At 65.8% G+C, this 18,985-nt stretch carries 16 protein-coding genes; 11 read left to right on the plus strand and 5 right to left on the minus strand.

The features are described 5' to 3' along the window. Window positions 1-150 precede the first annotated feature (150 nt). From BBA01S_RS00005 to BBA01S_RS39500, 5 genes are all read left to right on the plus strand, one after another. Entirely contained in the window at window positions 151-891 is a 741-nt protein-coding gene (locus tag BBA01S_RS00005) for a 3-ketoacyl-ACP reductase (protein ID WP_027814630.1), read from the plus strand. Between the two features lie 153 nt (window positions 892-1,044). Beyond that, a complete protein-coding gene (gene phaR / locus BBA01S_RS39495; protein ID WP_042295476.1) occupies window positions 1,045-1,665 on the plus strand; it encodes a polyhydroxyalkanoate synthesis repressor PhaR in 621 nt (206 codons plus the stop codon). A gap of 417 nt (window positions 1,666-2,082) precedes the next feature. Continuing rightward, on the plus strand, window positions 2,083-3,420 hold the full coding sequence (gene rimO, locus BBA01S_RS00015) for a 30S ribosomal protein S12 methylthiotransferase RimO (protein ID WP_027814631.1): 1,338 nt from the start codon (window positions 2,083-2,085) through the stop codon (window positions 3,418-3,420). Window positions 3,421-3,437: 17 nt separating this feature from the next. Continuing rightward, window positions 3,438-4,364 (plus strand): sugar kinase, encoded by a 927-nt coding sequence (locus BBA01S_RS00020; protein WP_027814632.1) that lies wholly within the window; start codon window positions 3,438-3,440, stop codon window positions 4,362-4,364. Between the two features lie 41 nt (window positions 4,365-4,405). Next, a complete protein-coding gene (locus BBA01S_RS39500; protein ID WP_042295481.1) occupies window positions 4,406-4,948 on the plus strand; it encodes a hypothetical protein in 543 nt (180 codons plus the stop codon). Window positions 4,949-4,984: 36 nt separating this feature from the next. Here the strand turns inward: BBA01S_RS39500 and BBA01S_RS39505 are convergent, their stop codons facing one another. Further along, window positions 4,985-5,926, minus strand: a complete 942-nt coding sequence (locus BBA01S_RS39505) for a DNA-binding protein (RefSeq protein WP_167335989.1) — start codon at window positions 5,924-5,926, stop codon at window positions 4,985-4,987. A 186-nt stretch (window positions 5,927-6,112) separates the two neighbouring features. On the opposite strand from BBA01S_RS39505, the gene BBA01S_RS00035 reads away from it, so the two are divergent. Both BBA01S_RS00035 and BBA01S_RS00040 read left to right on the plus strand, forming a co-directional pair. Then, window positions 6,113-7,246, plus strand: coding sequence for a tyrosine-type recombinase/integrase (locus BBA01S_RS00035; RefSeq protein WP_027814633.1), 1,134 nt, complete (start codon window positions 6,113-6,115; stop codon window positions 7,244-7,246). 161 nt (window positions 7,247-7,407) lie between these two features. Continuing rightward, window positions 7,408-8,592 (plus strand): cystathionine beta-lyase, encoded by a 1,185-nt coding sequence (locus BBA01S_RS00040; protein WP_027814634.1) that lies wholly within the window; start codon window positions 7,408-7,410, stop codon window positions 8,590-8,592. 96 nt (window positions 8,593-8,688) lie between these two features. On the opposite strand, the gene serB is transcribed toward BBA01S_RS00040, so the two are convergent. Beyond that, a complete protein-coding gene (gene serB / locus BBA01S_RS00045; protein WP_027814635.1) occupies window positions 8,689-9,528 on the minus strand; it encodes a phosphoserine phosphatase SerB in 840 nt (279 codons plus the stop codon). A 594-nt stretch (window positions 9,529-10,122) separates the two neighbouring features. Here serB and ligD point away from each other — a divergent pair. Together ligD and BBA01S_RS00055 are read left to right on the plus strand one after the other, a co-directional pair. Next, a complete protein-coding gene (ligD, locus tag BBA01S_RS00050; RefSeq protein WP_052391636.1) occupies window positions 10,123-11,010 on the plus strand; it encodes a non-homologous end-joining DNA ligase in 888 nt (295 codons plus the stop codon). Window positions 11,011-11,216: 206 nt separating this feature from the next. Further along, the gene (locus tag BBA01S_RS00055; protein ID WP_027814637.1) at window positions 11,217-11,771 is read left to right on the plus strand and encodes a DUF6013 family protein; all 555 of its coding nucleotides are present in this window, start codon (window positions 11,217-11,219) and stop codon (window positions 11,769-11,771) included. 33 nt (window positions 11,772-11,804) lie between these two features. On the opposite strand, the gene BBA01S_RS00060 is transcribed toward BBA01S_RS00055, so the two are convergent. Continuing rightward, on the minus strand, window positions 11,805-12,620 hold the full coding sequence (locus BBA01S_RS00060) for an ABC transporter permease (RefSeq protein WP_027814638.1): 816 nt from the start codon (window positions 12,618-12,620) through the stop codon (window positions 11,805-11,807). Beyond that, window positions 12,617-13,393: an ABC transporter ATP-binding protein gene (locus tag BBA01S_RS39510; RefSeq protein WP_042295487.1), complete on the minus strand. Its 777-nt coding sequence runs from the start codon at window positions 13,391-13,393 to the stop codon at window positions 12,617-12,619. Before BBA01S_RS39510 ends, BBA01S_RS00060 begins: the two co-directional genes overlap by 4 nt. Before the next feature lie 128 nt (window positions 13,394-13,521). Between BBA01S_RS39510 and BBA01S_RS39515 the strand changes: the two genes are divergently transcribed. Next, window positions 13,522-16,008 (plus strand): AsmA family protein, encoded by a 2,487-nt coding sequence (locus BBA01S_RS39515; RefSeq protein ID WP_042295490.1) that lies wholly within the window; start codon window positions 13,522-13,524, stop codon window positions 16,006-16,008. A 109-nt stretch (window positions 16,009-16,117) separates the two neighbouring features. Here the strand turns inward: BBA01S_RS39515 and BBA01S_RS00075 are convergent, their stop codons facing one another. After that, window positions 16,118-16,621: a hypothetical protein gene (locus tag BBA01S_RS00075; RefSeq protein WP_027814639.1), complete on the minus strand. Its 504-nt coding sequence runs from the start codon at window positions 16,619-16,621 to the stop codon at window positions 16,118-16,120. A 494-nt stretch (window positions 16,622-17,115) separates the two neighbouring features. On the opposite strand from BBA01S_RS00075, the gene BBA01S_RS00080 reads away from it, so the two are divergent. Next, entirely contained in the window at window positions 17,116-18,846 is a 1,731-nt protein-coding gene (locus BBA01S_RS00080; RefSeq protein WP_027814640.1) for a sensor histidine kinase, read from the plus strand. The last annotated feature ends 139 nt before the right edge of the window (window positions 18,847-18,985 follow it).

Genomic DNA, 18,985 nt, shown 5'->3' on the forward strand with positions numbered 1-18,985 from the left:
GTAAGCCGTTCGGCATAGTGGTGATCTGGCATTAATTTGATAGCATGCGCACAGGCTGCGCATGCGCCAGGCGGCATCAGGAACAGCAGGCGAAAGGCGAGGCCGGGGCCGTCGATCGGCGCTCCGGAAAACGATAATGGAGTGTGGTTTATGTCACAGCGTATTGCGTATGTAACGGGCGGTATGGGCGGCATCGGAACGGCTATCTGCCAGCGCCTCGAAAAACAGGGCTTCAAGGTTGTCGCGGGCTGTGGCCCGAACTCGCCGCGTCGCGTGAAGTGGCTCGAAGAGCAGAAAGCGCTGGGCTTCAACTTCATCGCGTCGGAAGGCAACGTCGGTGACTGGGATTCGACCTGTCAGGCGTTCGACAAGGTCAAGGCCGAAGTGGGCGAGGTCGACGTGCTCGTCAACAACGCCGGCATCACGCGCGACGGCGTGTTCCGCAAGATGACGCACGAAGACTGGACGGCGGTGATCGACACCAACCTGACCAGCCTCTTCAACGTGACGAAGCAGGTGATCGACGGCATGGTCGAACGTGGCTTTGGCCGCGTCATCAACATCTCGTCGGTGAACGGCCAGAAGGGCCAGTTCGGTCAGACCAACTACTCGACCGCCAAGGCCGGCATCCACGGCTTCACGATGGCGCTCGCGCAGGAAGTGGCGACCAAGGGCGTGACGGTCAACACCGTGTCGCCGGGCTATATCGGCACGGACATGGTGAAGTCGATCCGCCCCGACGTACTCGAAAAGATCGTCGCGACGATTCCCGTGCGCCGCCTTGGCGCGCCGGAGGAAATCGCCTCGATCGTCGCGTGGCTCGCCTCGGAAGAGTCGGGTTTCGCAACCGGTGCTGACTTCTCGCTCAATGGCGGGTTGCACATGGGCTGATCCCCCGCGCCGCACGTGTTGAAGGACGCGCGCGGCGCCCAGGCGGGATCGACGGCGGTAAGGGCCTGTTTGCACGCCGGGGCAGGCCGCTTCCGGGCTAGACGACGCGCGATGGCATTGGCCTTCGCGCGTTGGCGCATACAAGGGCGACACATGACGACTACAAAGAAAACCGCCGAACGACTGATCAAGAAATATCCGAACCGTCGGCTGTACGACACGGAGACGAGCACCTACATCACGCTGACCGATGTGAAGCAACTCGTGCTCGATCAGGAGGAGTTCAAGGTCATCGACGCAAAGACCAACGAGGATCTGACGCGCAGCATCCTGCTGCAGATCATCCTTGAGGAAGAGGGCGGCGGCCTGCCGATGTTCTCGTCGTCGATGCTGTCGCAGATCATCCGTTTCTACGGTCATGCCATGCAGGGCATGATGGGCACCTACCTGGAAAAGAACATCCAGGCGTTCATCGACATCCAGAACAAGCTCGCGGATCAATCGAAGGGCCTTTACGAAGGCAACGCGATGAATCCCGAAGTCTGGTCGCAGTTCATGAACATGCAGGCGCCGATGATGCAGGGCATGATGACCAGCTACATCGAGCAGTCGAAGAACATGTTCGTGCAGATGCAGGAGCAGATGCAGAACCAGGCGAAGAACATGTTCAGCAGCTTCCCGTTCAAGCCTGTGGCACCGGTTTCGCCGGCGTCGCCTGCGGCATCGGCGCAGGGCGCGAACGAAAACGCGAGTGGCGAAGAAGAAAAGAAGTAAGGCGTGGCGGATTGAGGTAGCGAAGCGGCATGGCGCGGCAGCCCACGCGCCGGTGGCCGCTTGTTTGTTGCCCGTGTGTTCATCGGCTCAGGCTTGCCGGTTCCAGGTGTTTTCAGGTCGCGCAGGGCAAGCTGCCAGTCCGGCGTGCTGCTCGCTCAGCCGCTGTTTGTCCCGCGTTTCTATTCTGTTTCTATCCCGATTGAGTGCCGGATTCGATCCCGAATTCCACTCATCCGACCCTTTCCCTCCTCGTTGTCTGCCACCCACGCAGCCCCTCTCCCTACGCCAAATGGGTAAAATGGCGGATTGGCCTGAATCCGCGCGGCGCAACGAACGCCTTGCGCCCCACATCCGGACGTACACGTGAAAAACCCAGTTGAATCAACGACCTCCCACAAACCCGCCCCGCGCGTCGGGATGGTTTCCCTCGGCTGCCCGAAGGCGCTAGTCGACTCCGAGCAGATCATTACCCAACTGCGTGCGGAAGGTTATGAGATCTCGGGTTCGTACGACGGCGCCGATCTGGTCGTAGTCAACACCTGCGGCTTTATCGACGAAGCGGTGCAGGAAAGCCTGGACGCCATCGGCGAGGCGCTGAGCGAAAACGGCAAGGTGATCGTCACCGGCTGCCTCGGCAAGAAGGCGAGCGCAAGCGGCTCGAACCTGATCGAGGAAGTGCACCCGAAGGTGCTGGCCGTGACCGGCCCGCACGCGGTCGGCGAAGTGATGCAGGCGGTGCACAGCCACCTGCCGAAGCCACACGATCCGTTCGTCGATCTCGTGCCGCCCGCGGGCATCAAGCTCACGCCGCGCCACTACGCGTACCTGAAGATTTCGGAAGGCTGCAATCACCGCTGCACGTTCTGCATCATCCCGTCGATGCGCGGCGACCTTGTGTCGCGCCCCGTCGCGGAAGTCATGCTCGAAGCGGAAAACCTCTTCAAGTCGGGCGTGAAGGAACTGCTGGTGATTTCGCAGGACACGAGCGCGTACGGCGTGGACGTCAAGTACCGCACCGGTTTCTGGAACGGCAAGCCGATCAAGACGCGCATGACCGATCTGGTCGAGGCGCTCGGCGAGCTGGCCGCGCAGTACGGCGCGTGGGTGCGCCTGCACTACGTCTACCCGTACCCGAGCGTCGACGAAGTCATTCCGCTGATGGCCGAAGGCCCGTACAAGGGCCACGTGCTGCCATACCTCGACGTGCCGTTCCAGCACGCTCACCCCGAAGTGCTCAAGCGCATGAAGCGCCCCGCGAACGCCGAGAAGGTCATGGAGCGCGTGAAGGCGTGGCGCGAAATGTGCCCGGATTTGACGATCCGCAGCACCTTTATTGCCGGTTTCCCGGGCGAGACGGAAGAACAATTCGAGACGCTGCTCGACTTCATCCGTGAAGCCGATCTGGATCGCGTGGGCTGCTTCGCCTACTCGCCGGTCGAGGGCGCGACGGCCAATGAACTCGACGGCGCGCTGCCGGATGAGGTGCGCGAGGCGCGCCGCGCGCGCTTCATGGAAGTCGCCGAGGAAGTGTCGGCCAAGCGTATCCAGCGCAAGGTCGGCAAGACGCTCAAGGTGCTGATCGACGAGATCAACCCGGATGGCGGCATTGGCCGTACGGCGGCTGACGCACCCGAGATCGACGGCGTGGTCTACGTGGCGCCGGCGACCAAGGCGTCGAAGCGCTACAAGGTGGGCGATTTCGTGTCGGTGAAAATCACCGGCGCCGATGGCCATGACCTCTGGGGCGAGGTCTGAGCGGCATGGCGGCATCGGTGCCTGCAATGCCTGAAATCCTCGCCTACGGCGAGGCCATGGTCGAATTCAACCAGGCCGCGCCGGGCAAGCCGGAATACCTGCAGGGCTTCGGCGGCGACACCTCCAACTTCGCGATCGCGGCGGCGCGCCAGGGCGCGCGCACTGGTTTTGTGTCGGCGGTCGGAGACGATCAGTTCGGGCGTCTGCTAGTCGATCTTTGGTCGCGCGAGGGTGTCGATACGGCGCACGTGCGCGTGCGCAGCGACGCGCCGACCGGCGTGTACTTCGTTTCGCATGGCCCGGACGGCCATGCGTTCGACTATCTGCGCAAGGGGTCGGCGGCGAGCCGCTACGCGCCGGGCGACCTGCCGCTCGATGCGCTGGCTGCCGCGCGTGTGCTGCATCTGTCGGGCGTGAGCGTCGCGATTGGCGACGCTGCGTGCGATTCGGCGTTTGCTGCGATCGAGCATGCACGCGCGAATGGCGTGCAGATCAGCTTCGACACCAATCTGAGGCTCAAGCTCTGGCCGCTGGCGCGCGCCCGCGCCGTCATGACCGAAGTGATGCGTCTGACCGACATCTGTCTGCCCAGCTGGGACGATGTCGCCGTGCTGACCGGCCTTGACGACCGCGATGCGATCGTCGACCGGCTGCTCACGCTGGGCGCGCGCGTCGTCGCGCTCAAGCTCGGCAAGGAAGGCGCATACGTGGCGACGCCGCACGAGCGCCGTGTGGTGCCGGGCCGTGTCGTTTCGGCTATCGATGCGACCGGCGCGGGCGATTGCTTCGGCGGCGCCTTCGTCGCGCGTCTGGTGGCGGGCGACGATCCGTTCGCGGCGGCGCATTACGCCAACGCGGCGGCGGCACTCTCGACGCTGGGCTACGGCGCGGTCGCGCCGATCCCGCATCGCGACGACGTCGAGCGCGCGCTGGCCGCAAGCTAAGTCGACGCGGCGCTGCACAGAACCCCGATCAGAGGAACCCGATGGAAGTTTCAAGCTCGAAAGCCGCGCGTCGTTTCGCCTGGCTCGCAGCGCTGGCGATCACGCTGCCGCTCGCGGCCTGCGCGGTCGGCGGCAGTCACCCGACGGACGCTGCGGCAAGCGCGCCGGTGCATTCGTCGCTCAAGCCGAATCCGGAATTCGCGAAACTGCCTCAGTACGCGGGCACGCTCGGCAAGCGCAGGATCGTGATGCGGCTGGGCGCGAAGACCGACCCGGACGACCCGACCGGCGTACACGGCGAGTACCAGTTCAGCGATACGGGCGAAGTGATCCTGATTGCGGGCGACCGTTCGGGCGCGACGCTCGAAGCGGAAGAGTCCAACGACGGCACGCGTATCACGGGCAACTGGGTCGGCACCTTTGCCGCCGATGGCTCGATTTCCGGCGACCGGATGGAAGTGGACGATTCGAACCCGGTGCCGTTCGACCTGAAACCGGTTGTGGCGGGAGCTTCGACACCGGCACCCGCTGCGAAGAGCGGCAACGCGGTGGGCGGTGTCGGCAACGTCGTGACCGGCGAGTAAGTCCCCGGCTTCAGGCGCAGCGCGCGCCTGAGGCCTTTATTGTTTTGGCGGCGGTAGTCCGCGCCCGCCGCGTGGCGCGGCCACCGCGACACGCTTCAATTTTGAGCGCGAGCGATTGCGTATCGCGCTCAGCCGGTTTTCCAGCACTGTGCGTTCGCGTTGCCACTCACTGCGCTCGCGCATCAACACCTCGTTCTCCCGCTTCGCTGCGCTTAGCGCGTCGTCCTGACTCGCTTGCGTGGCACGCGCCGCGCCGAGTTCGCCCAGCAGCGTTTCATTGCGCTGCTGGAGGGACGCCGCGAGCGAATCGGCGCGCCGGCGCTCTTCGCGGGCCTCGCTGATCTGCTGCATCATGTGCTTCTGCACGCCTTCCATGCGCTGCGTCGCTTTGTCCAGCTCCGCCTGAAAGGTTGCATCGCGCGCTTCTAGCGACGCACGCAATGCGGCGCTGGCTTGCTCGTGCTCGATCCTTTGTTCGCGCAGCCGCGTATCGGCAAGCTCACGTTCGGCATCGCGCTGGGTTTCCAGCGCATCGGCCCGGCTGCGGGCTTCTTCTGCGCGCGCATTCGCGGCCTCAAGCTGCTCCTTTAACGCGGCGACCTGCTCGCCCAGCGCACCCAATTCGACCTCTCGAAGCCGCAGCGTATCTTCGACAGCCTCACGGGCCTCGATGGCTTCCGAAGCACGCGATTCAGCCTGCGCCGAGACTTGCTCCAGTTCGGCGACGCGCGCGTCATAAACCTTCTCCCCATGCTCCACGGCGACGGCCCAGATGCCGAGCATCGCGTCTGCGACGGCGGGCGGCAGTTGCGAGGCAAGGGCGTCGCTACGCGTTTTCTCGTCTTTCCACTGCTTGAGCTCGTCGTTGATCGTCGTGCGGCTGCCCTGGCGGATTTCCGCGTAGATGAGGTCGACGGTCAGCTCGTGCGGCCGTTTTCCGTCGGCTACGAGGCGAGACGCGGTTTCGCGCGTGCGCAAACGGGTATCGCTGATACGGGACATGGTTTTTCGGACGCGAAGAGGGCTAGAGGATCAAATCATACTGTATATCATCGTATAACGTTATATAAGTACGATATAGGCTAAAAAATTTACGATAACACCTATAATCGCAATTAAAGCTGCGGTACGCTTGCCCGAACACCCAATCCCGCTTCCAGATCGATGTCAGAAGACGCCATCACCCTGATTCCCGCCTTGCCACCGGCGCTCGATGGCCGTAACGGCACGAACCGCGCACGTAGCGGGGTAGCGCAGACGGCGGCGCGCGATGACATCGAAGCCGTGCGCCTTTGGTTGGCCGAATACATCGATTCCCCGCACACGCTGCGCAGCTACCGCAAGGAAGCGGTGCGCCTGATGCTGTGGGCCACGCGCACGCTCGACAAACCGCTGTCGAGCCTCACGCGCGAAGATTTCGTGCTCTACGAACAGTTTCTCGCCGCACCCAATGGCGACTGGGTCGATCCGGCGCGGCCGCGCAAGGGCCGCGAGCGCAGGCTGTTCGAAGGCCCGCTTGCGCCGCGCAGCCGTCGGCAGGCAATGGGTATTCTTGGCGGCCTGTTCGGCTATCTGGTGGCAGCCGGTTATCTCGCGGGCAACCCGCTCGCGCTGCGGCGCGCTCGTGCGGCGCCAACGCCCCGCAGCCGCCGCGTCGAGCGCTATCTCGACCAGACGCTCTGGCAGCAGGTGCTCGACGGCGTCGACGCCTTCCCGCAGGACACGCCGCGCGAGCGCCAGCATTACGAGCGTTGCCGCTGGCTCATGCGCTTCCTGTACCGCACGGCGTTGCGCGCCAGCGAAGCCGCGCAGGCGCGCGCGGGGGATTTCGAGCGTCGGCGTGGCCGCTGGTGGCTGCGCGTGGTGGGCAAGGGCGGCGTGGAAGGCGACGTACCGGTCAGCGACGATCTGATGGCCGACTTCGCTCGTTATCGTGCGTTCCACGGCCTGCCGGAAATGCCCGTGCCGGGCGAGGCGCGTCCGGTTGTGCTGGGCGTCGCGGGCGGCGATGCGGGGCCGCTCACGTCCACCGCCGTTTATATGATCGTGAAGACGGTATTCCGCCGTATCGCGGATACGCTTGACGCGCGCGATCCTGCGGGCGCGGCCACGCTGCGCCGCGCCTCGACGCACTGGCTGCGCCACACCGCCGCGACCCATCAGGCCGATGCCGGCACCGACCTGCGCTATATCCAGAAGAATCTGCGCCACGCATCGATCGAAACGACCGGCCTCTACCTGCACGCCGACGACGATGCGCGCCACGCCCAGACCGTGCGCGACACGTCCTCGACATGATCCAGTTGGGTGATACGTCGCGGCGCCGGTGTTAATCTTCGCCATGCGGCGCGCTCGGGCAAGCCGAAGCCAAAGCCTCGAAACCAACTCAAAGCCAACTCAAAGCCAGCCCGAACCCGCGCCATGCCTTCCATCCGCGCTTTCACCGCCTGCTCCCCGATATGAAGAAATCCGACTCCAGCCGCGCCTTGCAGACGCGCATCGTCAATCCGCAGGACGACATCACGCCCGGCTTCGAATCGTTCGCCGCGCCTGTCACGCGCGCCTCGACCGTCGTATTCCCCGACCTCGCGACCGTGCGCGGCCTCGACTGGAAAAACGACGCGCAATGGCGCTACGGCCTGCACGCCACGCCCACGTCCACGATGCTGATGCAGCGTCTTGCCGATATCGAAGGCGGCGAGCATGCGCTGCTGCAACCCTCGGGCCTCTCGTCGATCTCCAACGTGTATTTCGGCCTCCTGAAGGCTGGCGACGACGTGCTGATTCCCGACAACGTCTATTCGCCGAACCGCGACCACGGCGACTGGCTCGCGCGCGACTTCGGCATCACGGCGCGCTACTACGACCCGATGATCGGCTCAGGCATCGAAGCGCTGATCCGTCCGGAAACGAAGCTGATCTGGCTGGAAGCACCCGGCTCGGTGACGATGGAAGTGCCCGACGTGCCCGCGATCACGGCCGTTGCGCGCAAGCACAACGTCCTCACGGCGATCGACAACACGTGGTCGGCGGGGCTTGCGTTCAAGCCCTTCGATCATGGCGTCGATATCTCGGTGCAGGCGCTCACGAAGTACCAGTCGGGCGGCAGCGACGTGCTGATGGGCGCGACCATCACGCGCGACCGCGATCTCTACCTGAAGATCAAGCTCGCACGCATGCGCATGGGGATCGGCGTCTCGTCGGATGACTGCTCGCTCGTGCTGCGCGGCCTGCCGAGCATGAAGGTGCGCTTCGACGCGCATGACCGCGCGGCGCTGTCGCTGGCGCAGTGGCTCAAGACGCGCAGCGAAATTGCGGCGATGCTGCATCCCGCCTTCGAGGATTGCCCCGGCCACGCGTTCTACAAGCGCGATTTCACCGGCGCGGGCGGATTGTTCTCGGTGGTGTTCGACGAACGCTATAGCGCGGCGCAGATCGACACGTTCTGCGAATCGCTCGAACTTTTCGCGCTGGGCTGGAGCTGGGGCGGGGCGCGCAGCCTCGTGATGCCATACGACATCGCGTCGATGCGTTCGGCGTCGAGCTGGCCTTATCGCGGCACGCTGGTGCGCTTCTACATCGGTCTGGAAGACGAAGCCGATCTGCGCGCCGATATCGAGCGCGCGCTCGCCGCGCTTGCGTAATACCCGCTAGCGCATAAAGGCAAACGGCCGCGCCTGTCAGTGAAGACAGGCGCGGCCGTTGTGTTTTCAGCGGCTAGTTGCGTCGATCGGATCGAATCAGAACAGACGCAGCAGGCCGTCGAGCCCGACGAAGTTGAACGAGACGCTGGCTGCTTCGCGCACCACCGGCTTCGCGCGGAACGCGACCGACAGGCCCGCGACCGCCATCATCTTCAGGTCGTTCGAGCCGTCGCCCATGGCGATCGCGCGGCGCGGGTCGATGCCGAGCTGCGCACAGGTTTCCTGCACGGTACGCGCCTTGACTTCGGCGTTGACGATCTCGCCGCTCACGCGGCCGGTCAGCTTGCCATCGACGATTTCAAGCGAATTCGCGCGCGTGAAGTCGAGGCCGAGCCGCGCCTTGAGGCGCTCGGTGAAGAACGTGAAGCCGCCCGACACCAGCAGCGTCTTCAGGCCAGCGGCCTTCGCGCCCGCAAGCATCTTTTCCGCGCCCGGCGACAGTTGCAGGCGCTCTTCGTAGACGCGCTCCAGCGCGCTCGCTTCGAGACCCTTGAGCAGCGCCACGCGGCGCGTGAGGCTTTCGTTGAAGTCCTTGATCTCGCCGCGCATGGACGCTTCGGTGATCGCCGCGACTTCGGCTTTCAGGCCGCAGAAGTCGGCGATTTCGTCGATGCATTCGATCGTGATGAGCGTCGAGTCCATGTCCATCGCGACCAGCCCGAAGCTGCCGAGCGTGCGGCCCGCTTCCACGAACGCGTAATCGAGTTGATGCGTGCCGCAGTAGACGTCGAGATCCGGACGCTGCGCCGGCGCGGCGTCCTCGATACGGATGGCGTGCTCGTCGATCGGCACGAGGCGGCTGCCGCGCGCGAGCGCGAGGAGCGGCTTGTGATGGACGGCTTGCAGCGGAGCGGGACTCTGGATGACGAGATTCATGACGTGTGCGGCGTGGGGCGCCCCGGAGGCGGCGGGTTTGAGTCGGAATCGAAACAGGGCGCGAACGCGAGCAGGAAGCACCGCCAATAGCGGCAAATCTGGCCGGAACGCGCGGCGAAAACGCGAATTGTACCGTTTCGGCGTCCTCGCGCGACCGCCCGTACAGCTTACAGAGACGAAAGCGAGCTTTCGAGGCACAATGAGCGAACGTGCGGCGTCCGACGGGGGAAGGCCGCCGCGTGCCGTCAACCATACGTGTCGCGACTCGCGTCGCGCGATGCGTCGCATGCGCCAACTGGCGCCAGGGGAACCGGTATGCAGGACGCTCCTTCCACCCAGACAAGTCCCACCCGAACGCCGACCGGCGCGCGGAAACAGCTTCCGGACAACGCGCCACAAGCCACGCATGAAGCGCTTCAGGCGCTCACGCTCGACGCTGCGGTGAGTGCCACGGTCACTCCGGTGCGACGCTCGCCGCGCGCCTTGAAGCAGGCTCGGGAAGTCCCTCCGGCCCCGCCAGTTCAACCGCCCCAGCCGTCTTCAGGCGCACGGGCGCGCAACGCTCGCGCGAGCACCACAGGCGAGGTCGCCGGCGTGCATATCACCAGCGCGCGTCGCATCGTCGACATGGACAGCGGCGTGCGCAAGCTCGATCTTGTGCGCTACTACGCGCGTGCGGCGCCCTGGCTGCTGCCGCATCTGCGCGATCGGCCGGTCTCGCTGCTGCGCGCACCGCAAGGCCTGAACGGCGAGCGGGTTTTCCAGCGCCATCTCGGCCGCATGCCGATTCCCGGCGTGACCCTGCATGACGAACTCGATGGCGGCCACCCGCTTATCGGCATCGATTCGCTTGAAGCGCTGATCAACGTCGCGCAGCTGGACGCGATCGAGCTTCACACCTGGAGCGCGCGTGCCGCCGATGTCGAGTCGCCCGACCGCGTCGTGTTCGACCTCGATCCGGATCTGTTGCTCGGCTGGAATCGTGTCATCGAGGCGGCGGAGCTCATGCGCGCGCTGCTCGGCGATCTGGGCCTGGAGTCGTTCTGTCAGACGAGCGGCGGCAAGGGTTTGCACATCGTCGTGCCGCTTGTGCAGGGTGCGAGCTGGGATGACGTGAAGGCTTTCGCGCGCGCCGTGGCGCAGCGGCTTGCCTCGGGCTGGCCGACGCTGTTTACCGCCACCCAGACCAGCGAGCATCACCGCAAGAAGGTCTATGTCGATTACCTGCGCAATGTGCGCGGTGCGGGCACTGCCGTGGCCTACAGCGTGCGCGCGCGATCCGGCATGGGCGTAAGTGTGCCGATTGCGTGGGAAGAACTGGCGCAGACGACGGGCGGGGCGCACTGGACGCTGGCCAATATCGATGTCCGGCTCAAGCAGCTCAATCGCCCGAAGCGTCCGGCGCCCTGGGCGCACTACTCGGCAGTGCGCCAGTCCGTCAGCAGCGAATTGACGCTGCGTCTGGAAGAGGGCGGCGCGTGAAAGTGCGGCGTGCCAGGCAGCGTGCGCGGTCTCGCGTGCCCTACAAAACACGCAGCCTGGCAAGCCGTATAAAACCTGGGCCGGGCGATGCGATCGCCCGGCGCAAGCCATCGCGCGGCGCGCTAGACTGACAGAAGAAAAATCCGCCACGTGCTGCCTCGGCTACGTCTTTCGCGGTCGCGGCAGAACCCGCCAGGAGATGACGCATGCCTTGCAGCCGCACCCGCTCCCGCCGCACTCGCGCGGCGCTCGCTCATGTCGCCGTTGCCCTGTCCTGCGCGCTCGCGCTGCCGGCATTCGCCACGACGCCGATCACGGTTACGTCCAGGGCCGCCCCGGACGGGCCGATCCGCTACACGGTCAAGGTCACGTCGAAGCTCTATGGCACGGCCCAGGAGACGCGCACACTTCGCTCCGGCGACACCGACGACTTCAACTGGCGTTCCACGCCGCCAGGCGGCGCCGTGCCCACCGCGCAGAACTGCCCCGACTACGGTTCGATGCCACTCGACGCCAACGGCGCGATGGTGCGCCAGATCCAGGTGCGCCTCGCGCCCATCGTCGCGCAGAACGGTACGGCGAATGTCCAGGTGAGCTTCCGTGCCCAGGCGCCGCGCGGCGGCAAGGCAGCGGGCGGGGCGCAGTGCCCCGAAGTCGTCGCGCATAGCGAGGTGCTGCATTTCTCGATGCCGACCAACGGCACGGCGAAGACCCTCACGCTCAGCGACGGCACGCAGTTGAGCGTATCGGCGCAACGCTAGCGTGCAAGTAGCGGCGTCGCAGGCGCGGGCCGCTCAGGTTCGCGCTTTCTCGCGCTCCTTGAGTCGCGCGGCCATGAAGCAGTGGTCAGCGGAAAAGAGCCGCCGGTAGGCCAGCACCACCGCGCCCACCGTGCCCAGCGCCGACGATGCCGCGATCAGGAACATGATCACGATTTGATAGCGCACGGCCTGCAAGGGCGACTGACCCGCCAGCACCTGGCCCGTCATCATGCCGGGCAGACTCACCACCCCCACCACGGCCATTTGATTGAGCGTCGGGATCATGCCGGCGCGCACGGCCTCGCGCGCGGCGGGCTGGGCGGCTTCCCAGCGCGTCGCGCCAAGCGCCAGCGCGCTCTCCACGCGGTCGCGCCGCGCCGTGAGTTCCTGCATCATGCGCTCGACGCCGAGCGACACGCCCGTGAGCGTATTGCCAAGAATCATCCCGAGGATCGGAATGGCATATTGCGGCTCGTACCATGGCCGGATGCGGATCACCGCAAACAGGCCGACCGCCGCCACGAGCCACGCGCTCACCCAGATCGACGCGATGCTGTCGACGCGCTGGCCCACATAAGTGCGCGCGCCGCGCTGCGCGCCCGCAATGCCGGCGATCAGCGTCATCAATGCCATCAGCGGCAGCACCACATACCAGCGATCGAACGCGAACACCCAGCCAAGCACATAGCCGATCGCGAGCAACTGCACGACGGTGCGCACGGCGGCCCATGCGAGCTTGCGTTCGAGATCGAGCTTGAGCAGCACGGACACCGCGCCGTTCACGAACACCAGTAACGCCGCGATGGCGACGTCGCCGATGCTGAGGTCTTGCAGCACGCCTGGACTCATTGCGGCGCTCCGGTCGTGGGGGCGGCGGTATCGGAGGCTGCGGCGGCTGCGGCCGCTTCGCTCAGCACGCCCGCGCGCATCGTCAGGTGGCGCTCGCCCACGCGCTGCGCCTGGGCCGGATCGTGGGAGACCCACACCGTTGCGCGCGCGTCGCGTTCGCGCTCGAACCAGTGAGCGATCAGCGTCTCGATCGTGCGCGCCGATTCGGGATCCAGCGAAGCGGTGGGTTCGTCGAGCAGCAACGCTTCGGGATCGAGCTGGAGCACGCGTACGAGGGCGACGATCTGCGCTTCGCCGCCCGACAGCTCGGAGGCCTCGCGCGCGAGGAACTCGCGTGTGCGCCCGGCCGCTTCAAGCAGCGAGGCCGCGCGCGCCGCGTCGAACGCGCTGCCGCGATACACGGCGAACGTCCATGGAAAACGCAGGTTGTCTTCGACCGTGCCGTCGATCAATGCGGGCCGTTGGCGCAGGTACGCAATATGCCGCCGATACGCGGGTATCTGCGCGCGTGCGACCGCCTCGCCGTGCCACAGCAGCGTGCCGCCATCGGCGGGATCGAGCATCGCGAGCGCGCGAAGGAACACGCTCTTGCCGGAGCCGGATGGCCCGGTAAGCACCACGCGCTGACCCGTTTGTAGCGCGAAATCTGTCGGATGTAGCAAAATCTGGCCGCGCTGGGCGTCGCGCCGCATGAGGCCCCGCGCTTCGACAAGCGGTGTGGCGACGCCAGATCGGGCGCCGTCATCGGATGATGGGTTCAGGGGGTTCTTCATTAAATGATTGTGAACAACGCGCAGGCTTCAAGGCGAACGACAGGTCAGCCGGATGGAGGCGGGCACGCCGACTGCTGCCAATTCGTTGAATTCGTTGGCGAAACAACCATGCATAACCCGGAGCGCGCATGACGTCACCGCAACCCAAGCCCCGCGGCCCCGGCCGCACACTCGCCAGGATCATCGCATGGCTCGTGGCCGTTGTCGCCGTGCTTGTCGCGGTGCTCGTCGTGTTCATCCTTACCTTTGACTGGAACCGCGCCAAACCTTACGTGAATGAAAAGGTTTCGGAGGCGATTGGCAGGCCGTTTGCGATCGTCGGCGACCTGAAGGTGGGCTGGCGCAAGCCGCCAGGCGAAACCGGCTGGCGTGCGTGGGTGCCCTGGCCGCGCTTCTCGGCCACCCAGATCGAAGTGGCCAATCCCGACTGGGCCAAAACGCCGAAGTTCGCGACGCTCGACGAAATCGACTTCGAGGTCGCGGTGCTGCCGCTGCTCGCGCACGACATCGTGATTCCGGCCATCAATCTCGTGAATCCGTCCGTCGATGTCGAACGACTCACCGATGGCCGCAATAACTGGACTTTCAAGCTGCCCGCGTCGAGCGGGCCGTCGACGTGGAAGCTCGATCTGCACGACATCACGTTTTCGAACGGCAATATCGCCGTGAGCGACCAGCAGACCAAAACCGAGGTGAAAGTGACCGTGAGCCTGCTCGGCCATGGCATTCCGATCGGCCAGGTGATGGAACAGCAGGAAGCGGCGTCACGCCAGCAATCGGCGCAGGTGATCGGAAGTTCGGGCGCGACCCGGCTCGCGCAGCAGGCGCGCAAGCAGCAGGCTTCGGAAGCGGCTGCGGCAAGCGCCGCCAGTGCGGCGAGTGGTGTTAGCGGTGCGAGCGACATCGTCGCCGCAAGCGCTGAGAACGCCGCCAGCACGCCAGCCGCCTCGCAAGGCATGAGCGCGAAGCTCGCCGCCATCGGCGCGAGTTCGGCGAGCAACGCCAATGCGGTTTCAGGTGGCCAGACCACCGAGCCGTTCTACGCGATCGGCTGGACGGTCAAGGGCACCTACAACAAGACCGCGCTCTCGGGCGAAGGCAAGCTCGGCGGCGTGCTCGCGTTGCAGGACGCGAAGCGTCCGTTCCCGTTGCAGGCCGACGTGCGCGCGGGCGATATGCACATCGCCCTGGTCGGCACGATCACGGATCCGGCGCACCTGGCCGCCGTCGATCTGCGCCTGTGGCTGCAAGGCCAGAGCATGGGGCATCTCTACAACCTCACGGGCGTGACGCTGCCGGATACGCCACCTTACGCCACCGAGGGGCGCTTTGTTGGCCAGTTCCGCAAGGGCGCGAGCGTGTTCCGCTACGAAAACTTCACGGGCCGCGTGGGCGGCAGCGACATCAACGGCACCTTCGTCTATACACAGCGCCCGACGCGCCCCTTGCTTTCTGGCACGCTGGTCTCGAACCTGCTGCAATTCTCCGATCTCGCGCCGATCATAGGTGCGGACAGCAAGGCAAGCAAGGCCAAACGTGGCGATACCGTTAGCCAGCCCAGCGCGCGCGTGATCCCGGTCGAGCCGTTCAAGACCGACCGCTGGAACGCCATCGACGCCGACGTGAAGTTCACCGGCAAGCGCATCATCAAGCAGGGCAGCCTGCCGATCCAGGATCTCTATACGCACGTCATCATGACCGACGGCGTGCTCGTGCTCGATCCGCTGCAGTTCGGCGTCGCGGGCGGCACGCTGGCCACGCGCGTGAACCTGGACGGCAGCGCCACGCCGCTCAAGGCGCGCGGCACGGCCGAGGCGCGCCACCTGAAGCTCAAGCAGCTGTTCCCGAGCGTCAAGTCGATGCAATCGGCGCTCGGTGAAATCAACGGCGACGCGTCGCTGACGGCGGTCGGCAACTCGCCGGCGGCGCTCGCATCGACATCGAACGGCGAGGTCAAGCTGCTCGTCACGCAAGGCACGGTCAGCCGCCTGCTGATGGAAGCGGCGGGCCTGAACGTGGCGAACGTGGTCTACGAAAAGCTGTTCGGCCAGCGCGACGTGAAGATCAACTGCGCGGCCGCCGATTTCGTGGCGACAAACGGCGTGCTCGATCCGCGCGTGTTCGCACTCGATACCGACGATGCCGTCATCGACATCACCGGCCCGATCGACCTGCGCGACGAATCGATGGACATGAAGGTGCACCCGCATACTAAGGGCTTCCGCATCTTCTCGCTGCGCTCGCCGCTCTATGTGAAGGGCACCTTCAAGGATCCGCATGTGGGCGTCGATGCGGCTGCGCTCGCGCTGCGCGGCGGCGCGATGGTCGGCCTTGGCCTCATCAACCCGTTCGCGGCGCTGATTCCGCTGATTGCGCCGAGCAACAACAAGCCGCTGCCCTGCGACCAGTTGTTTTCGCAGATGCACCAGCATCCGGTCGCACCGCCCCCGGGGCAGAAGATGCGCGCGAGCGCCTTGCCGCCGATGCCCGCGAGCGCCGCTGGCAGCGGCACGGCGGCAGCGCGTTCCTCGCGCTCGTCGCAGGCGCCTGCGAAAAATGCGAAGCCCGATGCCTCGACGCAGCCGGGCATGGAAAGTCTCTATAAGGGCAGCTAAAGGGAGCTAAGGGCAGCTGAAGCAGCGAAGGAAGCGGCCCGCAAAAGCACGCACGCAAGGAAAAACGCCCGGCGCGGATGAGCGTCGGGCGTTTTCACATCGGTGGCGGTCAGCGCAGTTGCTGTCGCGGTGCGGGATCGCCGGTCGCGTCCTGGCGGCGTGGCGCGCGCCGGGAATTCAAGCCCTGGCGCACTGCGCCGAACTCGGGCAGGATACGCGCGCGGGCGCGGCTGGCGAACACGAGGAAACCGAATCCGTCGGCCTCGTACCAGTAGCCGCCGTTTTCGAGCCCTTCGAGCGGCTGCTCCAGCGCATGCGCGATCGATTCGATGCAGCGTTTGCGCAATTCGGCCGTGCCGGGATAGGGCGGGTGGGCGCCGCGCACACTGCACAGCAACACGTCGAGGCCGGGCAGCACGTGTGCGTAAAGCACCGGCTCGTCCTGCGCGCGTGCGCGTGCAATCTTGGTGTCCAGTTGGCCGAATGGCTTGAAGTGGCTCAGGACGGCGAGAAATGACTCGTCGCCATCCGTCTTGACGCGTTTACGCTTTTTCGGGAAGGACATAAAAATTCGCCTGAAAAAGGTGGATTGCAAAACACGCAGCGTTCCCATGCGACCACTCCCGGATTGGTGCGCCGCACGTCGATCCTTCTAGCATAGGATCTGCCCGGTTCGCGAGGATGCCAGGCCGTGGGGACGGTGCCTTAATCCTCATTGCGTCAGGCAAAACGCCATGCCGGGCCGCACGTCGCGCTCATGTAAGTATCCCGGCGCTCTCTCGCTCTTTCCTTGTCTTTCTTTTGTCTCCGGTCTCAATAATAGTCCTGCACGCGCGCGCGGTGTGACGATTTCTCGGGAAAAAGCGGGGTTTTCTCGCCGCGTGGTGGGCCTTGCCACATACGTTGTCATCTCGCAATTTCGCGCAGATAATGTTTCGGCTCTGGTGCCCGCAGCGCGTGATGCGCCGCGCGGGAAATCCGCCGCGCCGACCGGGCCGGGATCGGCGATTCCACTCGGGCAGATTCTCGTGCTGATGGGTGCAGGCAGCTGCGAACCGCTGCCAGCCGGTGCGCGAGCGCCGTCCAGACCGCCACTACCAGACCGCCATGAAACTGTTCGCCAAGGGGCTATTGCTGATCGCCATTCCGAGCGTCGTCGAACTGGCGCTGCTCGGCGTCGTCTTCAATACGCAGGGCGAGGCTGCCCAGGCCGCGAGGAGCGCCGACGCCAGCAAGCAGATCCTCTGGCAGGCCTCCAGTCTCGTACAGCCGCTGTTGCGCGAAGCCGCGCGCGTGCGCACCGCGGTCGTGCTTCAGGATCCCTCGTTTATCGACCGGCGCGCCGTGTGGGCCGAATTCTCCGACCGCATCGCGCTGCTCGGCCATATGGTCGCCGACAATCCCGCGCAGCTCGCGCGCGTGCACCGCATCAACGACGACGCGCGCGCCTGGCGCGCCCGCTGCGCCGAAGTGGCCGACGCGCTGCGCGAGGGCCGCACCGGCGATTTCGTGCGCGCGAGCCCGACCGGCCTGCCACCCGAAATCGACGCCGTGCGCAGCGAACTCGACGCCTTCATCGCCGAGCAGACGCGTTTCGACGTCGCGCGCAGCGCCTCATTGCGCGAGACGCGCGAGCGCCAGCAAAACGCGCTGATTTTCGCGGTGGTCGGTTCCATGCTGATCTGGGGCGTGACGGCCATCGCGTTCGCGCGCAACGTGGGCCAGCGCCTGGCTGCGCTCGGCGTTAATGCGCAGCGCCTGAGCGAAGGCGTGACGCTGGCGCCTGCGCTGGGCGGCGACGACGAGATTGCCGCGCTCGACACCGTGCTCAATCAGACGAGCCGCCGCCTGCGCGACGCCGAGCGCGAACAGGGCGCGCTCAAGCTCCAGTTGCAGGCGCGCGCCACCGACCTGGCCGCCGCCAACGACAAACTGCGCCAGGAGAGCCAGGACAACGAGATGTTCATGTACAGCGTCTCGCACGACTTGCGCTCGCCGCTCGTGAACCTGCAAGGCTTTTCGAAGGAACTGCAGGTGTCGTGCGACGACCTGCGCGAGCAGATCGACACGGCCGGGCTGCCCGCCGACGAGCATCGCCGCATGAACGAAGTGCTCGACGGCGACGTGGCCGAGTCTTTGCAATTCCTGCGCCAGGCTGTGGCGCGCTCGGCGGCGATCATCGATGCGCTGCTGCGCATGTCGCGCGCCGGGCGCCTCGAATATCGCTGGCAGCGTGTGAACGTAGGGCGCATCGTCGAACGCGCACTGGGCGGACTCGCCGCCGGGCTCGCACAGCGCGCGCAGATTTTCGTGGGCGAGTTGCCGCCTGCATGGGGCGATCCGGCGGCGCTGGAGCAGATCTTCGGCAACCTGATCGACAACGCATTGCGTCATCTCGATCCGTCCCGGCCGGGGCTGGTGGAAATCGGCGCGGTCGTGACCGACGAGGCCGACGTCGCGGGGGAAGTGCAAAAGACGCGTGAACAGGCCGCCGAAGGTGACGCAATGGCCGCGGCGTTGCCCATTTCCAGCATAAAAACGTCAGAAATTGCCACGGAAAGCCCACGTGATGCAGCACGCATGCCAGGGCCGCGCACGCGGACGTATTATGTGCGCGACAATGGCATCGGCATTCCCGCGGCGTATCTGCCCCAGCTGTTTCGCGCGTTCCAGCGCCTGCACGGCGGCCAGTCGGACGGGCAGGGCACGGGCCTCGCGCTCGCGCGCCGGATCGCGGAGCGCCACGGCGGTCGCGTGTGGGTCGAATCGACGGAAGGCACAGGCTCGACGTTCTTCGTCGCCTTGCCTGATGCGCCGCTGCGCACCGCATCGGCATAACGACAGCAACATCGAAACGTTGGGAACGGCGGAGAGCGGCATATGACGCACGGGGAAGACACGGGCAACCGCGCAGACCACGCGGACGAAGTCCGGCAACAGGATCAGGGCCAGGACCCGGCGCAGGACGAAGCCCAGC

Source organism: Paraburkholderia bannensis NBRC 103871, assembly GCF_000685015.1.
GTDB classification, from domain to species: Bacteria; Pseudomonadota; Gammaproteobacteria; order Burkholderiales; family Burkholderiaceae; genus Paraburkholderia; species Paraburkholderia bannensis.